The following is a 12,858-nucleotide window of genomic DNA, read 5'->3' on the forward strand; positions in this document are numbered from 1 at the left end:
GGAGGGCCGGTCGCGCAAGCGACCAGGTGGGGGCGGCTCGGCAAGAGTCGCCTTTACTGCTGTTCGGGGAGCCGCTATAGCGCCCGACCTTGAGATATCCGGGACTGGCTCGCCGAGCCGTTCCCACCCGGTCGGCTTCGCCGACCACCCTCCCCCGTGGGGGAGGGAGACGACAAACTTAGAACGCCGAGTCCGGATCAATGGTCCGGGCGCTAGCACCCGAAAGGATCAGGCATATGAAACTGAACGAAATCCGCGACAACGAAGGCGCGCACAAGAAGCGCATGCGTGTCGGCCGTGGCCCCGGTTCGGGCAAGGGCAAGACCGCTGGCCGTGGCGTCAAGGGTCAGAAGTCGCGTTCGGGCGTCGCCATCGGCGGCTTCGAAGGCGGCCAAATGCCGCTGTACATGCGTATGCCTAAGCGTGGCTTCAACAACGCCAATGCTCTGAAGCTGGCCGAAGTGAACCTGTGGCGCCTGCAAGACGCCATCGACGCCGGCAAGCTGGACGCCAAGTCGGAACTGAAGGGCGACGCCCTGGTCGCCGCCGGCGTGATCCGTCGCGTCAAGGACGGCGTGCGTCTGCTGGGCACCGGCGAGCTGAAGCAAGCCCTGAACCTGGTTGTCTGGTCGGCCACCTCGGGCGCTATCAAGGCCATCGAAGCCGCTGGCGGTTCGGTCGTGCAAGAGCGCATCGCCGCCGAAGCCAAGGCCGCTGCCCGCGTCGAGAAGCGCAATCTGGCTAAGGGCAAGGTTCCGCCCGCCAAGGCACGCCTGGGCGACGAGAACAAGATCTCGGCCCGCACCAAGCGCGCCGCCGCCAAAGCCTGATCAACGCGTCGTTGCGGCTGATTGGGCCGTGGCCTGAACACATCGCAGCGACGAAAGAACGGAAGCGGCCTCGCAAGAGCGCCGCTTCTCGCCTATCTGACGACTCAATCAGTCGTGGGGACGCATAATGGCTTCGGCCGCAGAACAACTCGCCGCCAATATGAACATGGGCTCGTTCGCGAAAGCGACCGAGCTGCACAAGCGCCTGCTGTTCACGCTGGGCGCGCTCCTGGTCTATCGGATCGGGACGTATGTGCCGATTCCGGGCATCAACTCGCAGGCCTTCCTGCAGTTCTTCCAGGACCCGTCGGGTCAGCGCGGCATCCTGGACATGTTCAACATGTTCTCGGGCGGCGCCGTCGAGCGTATGGCCATCTTCGCGCTGAACGTGATGCCGTACATCTCGGCCTCGATCATCGTGCAGCTGATGGGCACCGTGTATCCCCCCTGGGAGAAGCTGAAGAAGGAAGGCGGCGAAAGCGGCCGCAAGCAGCTGAACCAGTACACCCGCTATCTGACGGTGTTCCTGGCGCTGGCCCAGTCCTTCGGCATCGCGGCGGGTCTGAACAGCACGGCCGGCCTGGTCGACAATCCGGGCATCTTCTTCATCGCCTCGACGGTCGTGACCCTGACCGGCGGCACCATGTTCCTGATGTGGCTGGGTGAGCAGGTGACGGCGCGGGGCGTCGGCAACGGCATCTCGCTGATCATCTTCGCCGGTATCGTGGCGGTCCTGCCGTCCACGATCGCCCGCTTGCTGGGCCTGGCTCAGCAAGGCCAGATGTCGGCCTTCGCCCTGTTGTTCATCGCCGTGCTGGCGGTGGCGACCGTGGTCTTCATCGTCTTCATGGAACGCGCCCAGCGCCGTCTTCTGATCCAGTATCCGAAGCGTCAGGAAGGCAACCGCATGGCCGGGGGCGAGCGCTCATTCCTGCCACTGAAGGTCAATACTGCAGGCGTGATCCCGCCGATCTTCGCCTCGTCGCTGCTGATGCTGCCGACGACGGTGGCGACCATGACGGCCAACGCCGACCTGCCCAGCTGGATGAGCTGGCTGCCGCTGGTGACGGCGCAGCTGACGCACGGCCAGCCGCTGTTCATGGCGCTGTATGCCGCCCTGATCGTCTTCTTCTGCTTCTTCTACACCTCGATCACCTTCAACCCCGAGGACACGGCAGAGAACCTGCGCAAATACGGCGGCTTCCTGCCGGGCATTCGTCCGGGCAAGCGCACGGCGGAATATCTGGACTATGTCCTGACCCGCCTGACCGTGATCGGCGCGGCCTACATCACCGCCGTCTGCCTGCTGCCGGAGTTCCTGGTCGCCCAGATGGGCAACAGCCTCTACTTTGGCGGAACGTCTATCTTGATTGTCGTGTCGGTCACGATGGACACTGTAGCGCAGATTCAGTCCCAACTGCTGGCGCACCAGTACGAAGGCCTGATCAAGAAGGCGAAGCTGCGCGGTCGTGGCGGTCGTGGCGCGCCCACGCCCGTGCGCCGCTAGGTCTTAAGCTGACAGACGCCCAGGGGAGGGCTGAAGCATGAACTTGATCCTGTTCGGACCGCCGGCGGCGGGCAAGGGCACCCAGGCGAAGCGGCTGGTGGAAGAGAAGGGCATGGTCCAGCTCTCCACCGGCGACATGCTGCGCGCGGCGATCGCCTCTGGCTCGGAGTTGGGGCTCAAGGTCAAGGACGTGCTGGCGCGTGGCGACCTGGTCACCGACGAGATCGTCATCGCCCTGATCGAGGATCGCCTGACGGAGGCCGAGGCCGCCGGCGGCGCCATCTTCGACGGCTTCCCCCGGACCGTGGCCCAGGCCGAGGCGCTGGACGAAATGCTGGCCAGCCGCGGCGTGCAGATCGACGCCGTTGTGCGGCTGAAGGTCGATGACCACGCCTTGACGGAACGGATCGCCAAGCGTTTCGCCGAGCAGGGGCGGCCCGACGACAATCCCGAATCGTTCAAGGTTCGGCTTGAGGCCTACAACCGCAACACGGCTCCGCTGCTTCCCTATTACGAAGCGCAGGGCAAGCTGACCGAGGCTGACGGCATGGGCTCGATCGAGTCCGTGGCCAAGGCCATCGACGAGGCCCTGGCCTGATTTGCGATCTCGGGCGTTGATCGCCTGATGATTGATCCCGCCGACCCTACACCTGAAAAGACCTGTCTGCGTCGTTGGCGCATGGCGGGCATCTTCCTCGCAGTCGCCGTCGCCGAGATTGGCCTGTTCCTGCTGCTGGGGCGGGTGAGGGGACCGGCGCAGACGTCTGTGGTCGAGCCGCCTCCGTTCGAGGTCGTGCTCTACGATCCTCCGCCGCCCATTTCGATTGAACCGCCTGCGCCCGAGACGGGCGGCGGCGCGCCTGCGGCCCCGTCGGTCATCCACACGCCTCCGCCTCCGCCCATGGAACGCCCGCGCGAGGTTCCGGCGCCGCCCGTGAAAGCGCCCGAGCCTGCGCCCGTCGTGGGTATCGCGCCCGCCCCGTCGCCCCAGCCCGGTTTTGGCCAGGGCGGGCATGGGACCGGCAACGGATCTGGCGTGGGATCGGGCAATGGTCCCGGGAGCGGTTCGACCGGACCGCGTCTGGTCACCGGCCCCACCATCGGCCAGATCCGCGCCAATCACCCCTCGGGCGCACGCAGCCGGTATGGCCGGGTGGAGCTGTCGTGCATCATTCGTCTGGACAGCCGGCTGGACGGTTGCCGTGTGGTGGAAGAGTCGCCGCCCGGTATGGGCTTCGGCTCGGCAGGCCTCCAGGTCTCCGGCTTCTTCCGTTTTCAGCCCCCCACTGAGGACGGCCGGCCCGTCGAAGGCCAGCGGGTCACTGTAGGTGTGGACTTCGGCCGTCCGCCGCGTTGACGCGCCTCCAGATGTTGACGCCTCGTGAATCACATGTATAAGGGCGCCTTCCCGCGAAGGGCGCCACGCTCCTGGTCTGTTGACCGGAGCGTTTGTTGCGTCTGACTAACGCGTATCTGGAGAATTTCGTGGCCCGTATTGCTGGCGTCAACATCCCGACCAACAAGCGCGTAGAGATCGCGCTTCAGTATATCCATGGCATCGGCCCCGCCGCCGCCAAGGACATCACCGAGAAGGTGGGCATCGAGTCCGCCCGCCGCGTGAACCAGCTGACGGACGCCGAAGTCCTGTCGATCCGCGAGACGATCGACAAGGATCACACCGTCGAGGGCGACCTGCGCCGCGAGACGTCGATGAACATCAAGCGTCTGATGGACCTGGCCTGCTATCGCGGCCTGCGTCACCGCAAGGGCCTGCCGGTCCGCGGTCAGCGCACCCATACGAACGCCCGCACCCGCAAGGGTCCCGCCAAGCCGATCGCCGGCAAGAAGAAGTAAGACAGACACATGGCCAAGGAACCGGGTCGCGTAAAGAAGCGCGAGCGCAAGAACATCACCTCGGGCGTCGCCCACGTGAATGCTTCGTTCAACAACACCATGATCACGATCACCGATGCCCAGGGCAACGCGATCTCGTGGTCTTCGGCCGGACACATGGGCTTCAAGGGTTCGCGTAAGTCGACCCCTTACGCCGCCCAGATGGCCGCTGAAGACGCCGGCAAAAAGGCTCAGGAACACGGCGTCAAGACGCTGGAAGTGAACGTCTCGGGTCCGGGTTCCGGTCGTGAGTCGGCTCTGCGCGCTCTGCAGTCGGTCGGCCTGACGATCACGACCATCCGCGACGTCACACCGATGCCGCACAACGGTTGCCGTCCGCCCAAGCGTCGTCGCGTCTAAGCGACCCCGCCCAAAGCACCCCCATCTCCGTCCGCTCCATCATGGCCTCGTCGACAAGGCCGGAGCAGGCGAAACCCGTTCGAGGGACAAAATGATCGAAAGAAACTGGCAAGAGCTGATCCGTCCCGAGAAGCCGCAGATCGAGATCGGTTCCGACGCCCAGCGCAAGGCGCGCCTGGTGGCCGAACCTCTCGAACGTGGCTTCGGCGTGACGCTAGGCAATGCGCTCCGTCGCGTTCTGCTGTCCTCGCTGCAAGGCGCGGCTGTCACGGCCATCCAGATCGACGGCGTCGTTCATGAATTCTCGTCGCTGGAAGGCGTGCGGGAAGACGTGGTCGACATCGTCCTGAACATCAAGCAACTGGCGCTGCGCATGCACGCCGAAGGCCCCAAGCGCATGACCCTGCGCGCCACGGGCCCCGGCGTCGTGACGGCCGGCCAGATCGACGTGCCGGCGGACATCGAGGTTCTGAACCCCGACCACGTCATCTGCACGCTGGACGACGGCGCGTCGGTCCGCATGGAACTGACCGTCCAGAACGGCAAGGGCTACGTCGCCGCCGAACTGAACCGTCCGGAAGATGCGCCGATCGGCCTGATCGCCGTCGATGCCCTGTATTCGCCGGTCAAGAAGGTGGCTTATCGCGTCGAGCCGACCCGTCAGGGCCAGTCGCTGGACTACGACAAGCTGCTGCTTGAAGTCGAAACCAACGGTGCGGTTACGCCGGTTGACGCCGTCGCTTATGCGGCGCGCATCCTGCAAGACCAGCTTCAGATCTTCATCACCTTCGAAGAGCCCAAGAAGGCTGTCGAGCAGTCGGACGGCAAACCCGACCTGCCCTTCAACCCGGCGCTGCTGAAGAAGGTGGACGAGCTGGAACTGTCGGTTCGTTCGGCCAACTGCCTGAAGAACGACAACATCGTCTACATCGGCGACCTGATCCAGAAGACCGAGGGCGAAATGCTTCGCACCCCGAACTTCGGTCGCAAGTCGCTGAACGAGATCAAGGAAGTTCTGACGACGATGGGTCTCAGCCTCGGCATGGACGTGCCGAACTGGCCCCCCGAAAACATCGAAGACCTGGCCAAGAAGTTCGACGACCAGATCTAAGTTCAACCCTCCGCCCGTCTCCTTCGGGAGATGTCGGGGCGGTTAGAAGATTACGGCGTCAGGTCTCGCGAGAGATACCTTCGCCGGAGTAGGAGAGACCCAGATGCGCCACGGCGCCGCCCATCGTAAACTCGGTCGCACGAGCAGCCACCGCACCGCCATGTTCGCGAACATGGCCGCCTCGCTGATCAAGCACGAGCAAATCACCACGACCCTGCCCAAGGCGAAGGAACTGCGTCCCTTCGTCGAGAAGCTGGTCACCCTCGCCAAGAAGGGCGACCTGCACGCTCGTCGTCAGGCCATCAGCCAGGTTCGCGACGTGCCGCAAGTCGGCAAGCTGTTCGAAACGCTCGGCCCGCGCTACAGCGAGCGTAACGGCGGCTATATCCGCATCATGAAGGCGGGCTTCCGTCACGGCGACAACGCCCCGATGGCCGTCATCGAGTTCGTCGATCGCGACGTCGAAGCCAAGGGCAAGGACTCCGGTCCCGTCCTGGCCTTCGAAGGCGGCGACGAAGACTAGGATTTGGTCGCAGGACCAAACGCCGAAAGGGCGGTCGGAGCAATCCGACCGCCCTTTTGCTTTGCGCGGACATGAGGCATGACGCGCGGATGAGCGTTTGCATCGTTGATTTTCGCCCTGACCACGCCGCCGCCTGGGCGCGGCTCAACACCGCCTGGCTGACCGAGGGAGGATTCGCCATCGAGGCGAAGGACCGACGCTCGATCGACGATCCGCACGGCGTCTTCCTCGCCGACGGGGGCCGTGTCTTCATCGTCGAGCGGGAAGGCGAGGCGATCGGCTGCTGCGCTTTGATCCGGCTCGATGACGGGTTCGAGGTATCCAAGATGACCGTGACGCCGGCCGCGCGCGGCCTGGGTCTGGCGCGACAGCTGTTGCAGGCCTGCGAGGCTGCAGCGCGCGAGGCGGGGGCGGCGCGGCTCTACCTGGAGACCAACAGCGCCCTAACCACGGCCATCGCCCTGTACGAGAGCTTCGGCTTCATCCATCTGCCGGCGCGGCCGACGCCCTATGCCCGCGCCGATGTCTTCATGGAGAAGCGGCTCTAGCCGTCCCGTATGGCGGCGACCGCCATGCTCCATATGAGCAGAATGCACAGGCCGTAGGCGATCTGGTCCTGGCGTGAGGGGCGGGGCGGTCTTGGCGGCGGGTTCGGGAGCGGCATCGCCAGTCTTGAACCCGATTTCCCAAGGCGCCGAAATCGATTAAGCGGGTCGGTGTCTGTGAGGGGAGATCACATGTCGGGCCGGACGCCGCCACCGCTGAATGCGTTGCGAACCTTCGAGGTCTTTGGCCGGCACAGGAGCATGACCCGTGCGGCGGCCGAGCTGTGCGTGACCCATGGTGCGGTCAGCCGCCAGATCGCGGCCCTGCAGGCCTCGCTGGGCGTGACCCTGGTCACCGGGCCGCGCCATGCACTGACCCTGACCGAGGCGGGCGCGCAGCTGGCCGAACGGCTGACGCCGGCCTTTGTGGCGATGACCGATGCGGTAGAGGGCGTTCGGCAAGGCGCGCCGCGCGAGATCGAAATCTCCTGCCTGGGCACCTTCGCCCTGAAATGGCTGATCCCGCGCCTGCCGGGGTTCCTAGAGGCCCATCCCGAGGTGCGGGTCAGGCTGTCGGAATCCTATGCGGCGGTCGATTATCGGCGCGATCGGTTCGACGGCGCGATCCGCATCGTCGAGCCGGATCAGGCCCATGCCCGCACCGAGGCGACGCGCTTTCTGGGCCAGTATCAGGGGCCGGTCGGGGCGCCGGCCTTGATGGCGAGCTTGCCGACGCTGGACGCCGTGGCGCGTGCGCCGCGCCTGCGCTCGGCGACCTTCCGTCGCGCCTGGCCGGCGTGGTCCGATCTGGCGGGCGTGGTCCTGCCGCCAGCGACGACGGAGCGGGAGTTCGCCCACAACCATTCGCTGGTCGAGGCGGCGATCTCGGGCCTGGGCGTCGCCATCGCACCGTGGGCCTTCGTGGCGCCGGATGTCATCGCAGGGCGTCTGGCGGCGCCGTTCGGTTTCGTGGAGCGGCCGTCGTGGTTCGCCTTCTTGCGGCCGGAGGGACGCAGGGATGCGGCGGTGGACGCCTTCCGCGACTGGCTGGTCGCGGAAGGCGCGCGCAGTCCGCCCCCACCTATTCCTTCGACAGGTCCTGGCGATTGAACCAGACCACGGCGGCGGCGAACGGGACGCCGATCCACAAGGCCAGGCTGAGGACGCCCTTGACCACGGCGTGATCGGGCAGATCGGCCGCCGCCATTCCGCCCTGGATGACGGCCTTGAGCAGATCGGTCGCCAGGCCTGGCGAAAGCAGGGGCAGGAGCCAGCCGTCCGTCGTCACGCCCATCGGCAGCAGGATTTGCGGCAGGAAGAACTGGGCGATGCCGATGACCAGAGGCGCGAACAGGGCCGCCAGAAGCGAGCGGGTCAGCACGGCGGCGAGCAGGCCGAGCATGGTGAACTGAAGGATGCGCGCCCAGGACGTCAGGGTCAGCAGGCCGAAGTCCGCCGCCGCCGCACCGGTCATCGAGAAGGTGACGGGGCGACCGAACACCGCAGCCTGGATCAGGCTGGCGATCACGTCCGAGATCAGGGCGGCGAAGGTCGCCAGCACGATCACCAGGGCCACGACCACGACCTTGCCCGTGAGCAGGTTTGGGCGGGTGTTGCGCGCGCTGATCAGCCGCCAGGTCTCCCAGCGATAGTCGCCGGCGTAGATGGTGGCCGCGCCGATCAGGACGAACATCAGGATGGCGGGATTGGCGAAGTCGCCGGCGCTCTTGACCAGGGTCAAACCCAGATCGAGCGGGCCGCCCTTCATCAGTTCGGGCGGCAGCTTGCCGGCCAGCTTGGCCTCGTTGGCCTTGGCGACGACGAAGCCCAGGGTGGCGAGAAGGACGCCCATGATCGGGATGAACAGCACGCTCCAGAACAGGGCGGTGCGGTTCTTGGACAGGCGGTAGGTTTCGGATCGGATCGCGTCAGCCAGCACGGTTTTGCTCCTGCACGCCGGTCCAGCCGGTTTCGCTCATGAAGACGTCTTCCAGGTCGGCGCCGATCCAGCGGGCCTCCTCGATGTCGACGCCGCTTTCGACCAAGGCCTTGATGGCGGCGGCAGCCTCGGCGCGGGGCACGGCGGCCACCACGACGTCGCCGTCCAGGGTGGCGCGGTCGCCCAGCACCGACAGGGCCTTGGCCAGGGGGGTGACGGACAGGCGCAGACGCTCGCCCGAGGCGGTCAGGTCGGAGACCTTGCCCTCGGTGATCACCTTGCCCTTGTTGAAGATGGCGACGCGGTCGCAGACGCGCTGAACCTCCTGCAACTGGTGGCTGGCCAGGATGACGGTGACGCCGTCGTGGTCGGCCAGGCTGCGGATCAGGGCGCGCATCTCCTGGATGCCGGGCGGATCCATGCCGCTGGTCGGTTCATCCAGGATGACGAGGTCCGGCTTGGTCATCAGGGCGGCGGCGACGCCGAGACGTTGCAGCATGCCGACCGAAAAGCCTTTCACGCGCCGGTTCGCCGCCTCGGTCAGGCCGACGCGTTGCAGCCAGTTGTCGATTTCGGCCGAGGTCACGCCGCCGTGCGCGCGGGCCAGCCATTCCAGCACCTGGCGGGCAGTCATGAAGGGCGGGAAGCGCGGCGTCTCGATCATCGAGCCCATGCGGCGCATCGAGGCCGGATCGCCGATCCGCCCGCCCATTACCGTCGCCTCGCCCTCGGTCGGGCGAATCAGGCCCAGCAGAGTTCGGAACAGGGTGGACTTGCCCGCCCCATTGGGGCCGAGAATGCCATAGACCCCGCCACGCGGGATCGACAGGGTCAGGCCGTCCAGGGCCCTCACCGTCCCATAGGTCTTGGTCAGGCCGCGAATGTCGATGACGGTTTCCATGACGCAAGCTTGGCGCGAGAACGATGTTCCCACAAGCCGTCGCAAGCCTGTCGTCCATTAAGTTTAGGCAATGGTTCGATGTCGTCTGTGAGTAAGCTTATGTCCCGTCTTTCTACCACCTGCCTGGCGTTGGCCGCCGCCCTTGGAGTTGCGTCCTGCGTTGCAACGCCGGTCTCGAAACAGCCCGTCTCGCAATCCGCGGTCGTTTCCGCCTCGGCGTCGCAGGCGGCGCCACCCGATCTGGTGATTCTGGTCTCGATCGATGGGTTCTCGCCGGATTATCTGGGCAAGGGCCAGACTCCCGTGCTGGACGGGCTGGTCGCGGGCGGCGCCTTCGGGCCGATGCGGCCGTCGTTTCCCAGCGTGACCTTCCCCAACCACTATACGCTGGTGACGGGGCTGCACCCGGACCATCACGGCGTGGTCGGCAACCGGTTCACGGACGCGCAGCTGGGCGCCTTCACCATGGCCAGCAAGGAGACCGGCTTTTGGGATCAGGCAGAGCCGATCTGGGTCACGGCGGAAAAGGCCGGCATTCGCACCGGTACGATGTTCTGGCCGGGGTCGGAGGTAGAAATCCATGGCGTGCGGCCCAGCCATTGGATGCCCTTCGATCAGTCCATGCCGGGCGACGCGCGGGTGGATCGGGTGCTGTCGTGGCTGGACCTACCGGCGGATCAGCGGCCGAAGCTGGAGACCCTCTATTTCGACATCGTCGATACCGCCGGACATCGGTATCACCCCGGTGGCGCTGAAACGCAGGCCGCCGTGGCCTCGGTCGATGCGTCCATGGGGCGGCTGGTCGAGGGGCTGAAGGCGAGGGGGCTTTATGATCGGACGATGCTGGTCGTGGTGTCCGATCACGGCATGGCCGCCACCTCGCCGGACCGGGTGGTGTGGATCGACGACATCATCGACCCGGCGGCGCTGAAGATCGGATACGGAGGCGCGGTGCTGACCGCCGACCCGGCGCCGGGGCGCGAGGCCGAGGTGCAGGCCAAGCTGGTCGGTCGTCACCCGCATATGGAATGCTGGAACAAGGCCGATGTGCCGGCGCGGCTGGTCTATGGCTCCAACCCGCGCGTGGCCCAGATCGTCTGCCTGGTCGAGACCGGCTGGCTGACGGCGACGCGCGACCGGCCGGTGACCCGTTCGGGCGGCGCCCACGGCTATGACAATCAGGCGCCGGAGATGGCGGCGGTCTTTATCGCCCATGGGCCGGGCGTCGTCGCGGGACGGCGGCTGACCGATCTGGACAGCGTGGACGTTCAGCCCTTCCTGGCGCGCATGCTGGGCCTCGACGCGCCTGCGGGCGATGGGCGAGCCGCAGACACCTTGCCCGTCACCACGCCCTGATCGGGGCGCCCTGACTGAATAATTGGCGAGGCGGCCAATTAGGCGCACAAAGGTCGCCAAGCGGGGGAGGCGAGAATGCGCAAGGGTCTGTGGGTCGCGACGGTTTCGGCCGCCTGTCTGATGGCGCCGGTCGCCTTGGCCGACGCCACGGCGACGGCGACGACCCTGGCCTTGATCGCCAATCCCCAGGTCTGCGGGCGCGTGGACGCGGTCGGCGATGTCCAGCCCACGGCGGACATGGTCATGGTCCCCGGTTTCGGCGACGAGGCTTTCGCCGTCGATACGAAGAACCCGCAGGCCCAAGCCTGGTTCAATCACGGTGTGCGGCTGCGCTGGGCGTTCGAACATTCGGAATCGGTGCGGGCCTTTCGCAAGGCGCGGCAGCTGGATCCGGCGTGCGGCATGTGCGCCTGGGGCGAAGCCTGGGCTATCGGGCCGAACCTGAACGGCGGCGGGAACGACCCTGAATCCCTCGCCACGGGGCTGAGAACGGCGCGCGAAGCCCGCAGGCTGGCGCGCGACGCCACGCCGACGCAGCGCCAGATGATCGACGCCCTGATTCAGCGCTACTCCGGTAAGGAGACGACCCGCGCCCTGCGCTTCGCCCGCGCCATGGACCGGATCGCCAAACGCCATCCCGACGATGTGTCGGTGGGGTCCATCACCGCCGACGCCTGGATGTTGCAGCCCGAGGGCGAATGGTGGGACGAGAACGGCAAGGCGGCCGATCCCGCCGTGACGCGCGCCATGGCGATCCTGGAACACAGCCTGACGATCAAGCCGAACGATCCGGCCTCCATCCACCTCTATATCCACCTGACGGAATGGTCGGACGATCCCCATCGGGCGCTGGCCTATGGCGAGCGGCTGGCCTTGCTGGCGCCGGGCGCCAGCCACCTGGTGCATATGCCGTCGCACACCTTCTATCGGGTGGGGCGGTACAAGGACGCGATGATGTCCAACGTCAACGCCGTGGCGCTGGACAAGACCTACGACCGGCTGGCCAGTCCGCCGGGCGGCATTCAGGGCATGCGGCTGCACGCCCACAACATCCATTTCGGCATGGGCGGCGCCCTGATGGCGGGCGGGGCCGAGCGGGGGCTGGAGCTGGCCGACTGGTATATGGCGACCTATCCGCAGCTTCTGGGCGCGCCGGAGGCTGGCGAGGACGGCTATGTCGTTTATCGTCAGATTATGGCGGCCGACGCCTATGCCCTTTACGGCCGGTTCGGATCCGACGCTCAGGTCGCGGCCCTGCCCGAGCCGGACGTCGGCCGGCCGCTGATGCGGGTGGGCTGGCGCTATGCACGCGGCGAGGCGGCGGCGCGCAGAGGCGATGCGGCGGCCGTGCGGATCGAGGCCCAGGCCATCGCGGCTCTGCTGGCGGACAAAGCCTTCAAGGGCGCGATGGCGGATCGTCAGGTCGGCTTCGCCGAACTGTTCCAGAAGGTGCTGGAAGGCCGGGCGGCCATGAGCGACCAGGATTATCCGACCGCCATCGCCGCCTATGGCCGGGCGGCGGCGATCCAGGCGATGAATCCCGAGGGCGGCGATCCGCCGATGATCTGGTATCCGACCCGCCGCAGCCTGGCCGCCGCCATGCTGGCGTCCGGCGATGCGGCCGGGGCCAAGGCGAAGATCGCCGAACTGCTCAAGGACTGGCCCAGCGATCCCTACAGCTACTATGTCCTGTATCGCGCCGAGCAGGCGATAGGCGACGAGGCTGCTGCGAACGACGCGCTGCGCCATGCGGGCGTGGAATGGATCGGCGGGAAGATGAGCCTGGCCGAGGCCTGACGACTTTTCCCTTCTCCCGTTGGGAGAAGGTGGCCCGGAGGGCCGGATGAGGGTCGGCCGGTTGGCCAGGTCGCACGACCCGACCCTCACCCTTTC

The 12,858-nt window shown here is 66.6% G+C and carries 14 protein-coding genes; 12 read left to right on the forward strand and 2 right to left on the reverse strand.

Annotated elements, in window-relative coordinates:
* Positions 1 to 236: 236 nt before the first annotated feature.
* From rplO to EGY25_RS12910, 10 genes are all read left to right on the forward strand, one after another.
* Positions 237 to 830 carry a 50S ribosomal protein L15 gene (gene rplO / locus EGY25_RS12865; RefSeq protein ID WP_135195336.1) on the forward strand — a complete coding sequence of 198 codons (594 nt, stop codon included), beginning with the start codon at positions 237 to 239 and terminating at the stop codon, positions 828 to 830.
* A gap of 127 nt (positions 831 to 957) precedes the next feature.
* Complete coding sequence (gene secY / locus EGY25_RS12870; protein WP_135195337.1) at positions 958 to 2,337, forward strand: preprotein translocase subunit SecY; 1,380 nt, start codon at positions 958 to 960, stop codon at positions 2,335 to 2,337.
* A 37-nt stretch (positions 2,338 to 2,374) separates the two neighbouring features.
* A complete protein-coding gene (locus tag EGY25_RS12875; protein WP_135195338.1) occupies positions 2,375 to 2,935 on the forward strand; it encodes an adenylate kinase in 561 nt (186 codons plus the stop codon).
* A gap of 27 nt (positions 2,936 to 2,962) precedes the next feature.
* Positions 2,963 to 3,694, forward strand: coding sequence for an energy transducer TonB (locus EGY25_RS12880; protein WP_135195339.1), 732 nt, complete (start codon positions 2,963 to 2,965; stop codon positions 3,692 to 3,694).
* Positions 3,695 to 3,822: 128 nt separating this feature from the next.
* Positions 3,823 to 4,191, forward strand: a complete 369-nt coding sequence (gene rpsM / locus EGY25_RS12885) for a 30S ribosomal protein S13 (RefSeq protein ID WP_135195340.1) — start codon at positions 3,823 to 3,825, stop codon at positions 4,189 to 4,191.
* 9 nt (positions 4,192 to 4,200) lie between these two features.
* Positions 4,201 to 4,590, forward strand: a complete 390-nt coding sequence (gene rpsK / locus EGY25_RS12890; RefSeq protein ID WP_013268944.1) for a 30S ribosomal protein S11 — start codon at positions 4,201 to 4,203, stop codon at positions 4,588 to 4,590.
* A gap of 91 nt (positions 4,591 to 4,681) precedes the next feature.
* Positions 4,682 to 5,701 (forward strand): DNA-directed RNA polymerase subunit alpha, encoded by a 1,020-nt coding sequence (locus EGY25_RS12895; protein ID WP_135195341.1) that lies wholly within the window; start codon positions 4,682 to 4,684, stop codon positions 5,699 to 5,701.
* A 103-nt stretch (positions 5,702 to 5,804) separates the two neighbouring features.
* Positions 5,805 to 6,224, forward strand: a complete 420-nt coding sequence (gene rplQ, locus EGY25_RS12900; protein ID WP_055753399.1) for a 50S ribosomal protein L17 — start codon at positions 5,805 to 5,807, stop codon at positions 6,222 to 6,224.
* Positions 6,225 to 6,313: 89 nt separating this feature from the next.
* Entirely contained in the window at positions 6,314 to 6,772 is a 459-nt protein-coding gene (locus tag EGY25_RS12905) for a GNAT family N-acetyltransferase (protein WP_135195342.1), read from the forward strand.
* A gap of 189 nt (positions 6,773 to 6,961) precedes the next feature.
* Positions 6,962 to 7,879 carry a LysR substrate-binding domain-containing protein gene (locus EGY25_RS12910; protein WP_135195343.1) on the forward strand — a complete coding sequence of 306 codons (918 nt, stop codon included), beginning with the start codon at positions 6,962 to 6,964 and terminating at the stop codon, positions 7,877 to 7,879.
* On the opposite strand, the gene EGY25_RS12915 is transcribed toward EGY25_RS12910, so the two are convergent.
* Together EGY25_RS12915 and EGY25_RS12920 are read right to left on the reverse strand one after the other, a co-directional pair.
* On the reverse strand, positions 7,851 to 8,708 hold the full coding sequence (locus tag EGY25_RS12915; protein ID WP_135195344.1) for an ABC transporter permease subunit: 858 nt from the start codon (positions 8,706 to 8,708) through the stop codon (positions 7,851 to 7,853). The genes EGY25_RS12910 and EGY25_RS12915 overlap by 29 nt on opposite strands.
* Positions 8,698 to 9,609, reverse strand: coding sequence for an ABC transporter ATP-binding protein (locus tag EGY25_RS12920; protein WP_135195345.1), 912 nt, complete (start codon positions 9,607 to 9,609; stop codon positions 8,698 to 8,700). Before EGY25_RS12920 ends, EGY25_RS12915 begins: the two co-directional genes overlap by 11 nt.
* A 99-nt stretch (positions 9,610 to 9,708) precedes the next feature.
* Between EGY25_RS12920 and EGY25_RS12925 the strand changes: the two genes are divergently transcribed.
* Complete coding sequence (locus EGY25_RS12925) at positions 9,709 to 10,965, forward strand: ectonucleotide pyrophosphatase/phosphodiesterase (RefSeq protein ID WP_135195346.1); 1,257 nt, start codon at positions 9,709 to 9,711, stop codon at positions 10,963 to 10,965.
* Between the two features lie 75 nt (positions 10,966 to 11,040).
* The gene (locus EGY25_RS12930) at positions 11,041 to 12,762 is read left to right on the forward strand and encodes a hypothetical protein (RefSeq protein ID WP_135195347.1); all 1,722 of its coding nucleotides are present in this window, start codon (positions 11,041 to 11,043) and stop codon (positions 12,760 to 12,762) included.
* Positions 12,763 to 12,858: the final 96 nt, after the last annotated feature.

The organism is Brevundimonas intermedia (assembly GCF_004614235.1).
GTDB classification, from domain to species: domain Bacteria; phylum Pseudomonadota; class Alphaproteobacteria; order Caulobacterales; family Caulobacteraceae; genus Brevundimonas; species Brevundimonas intermedia_A.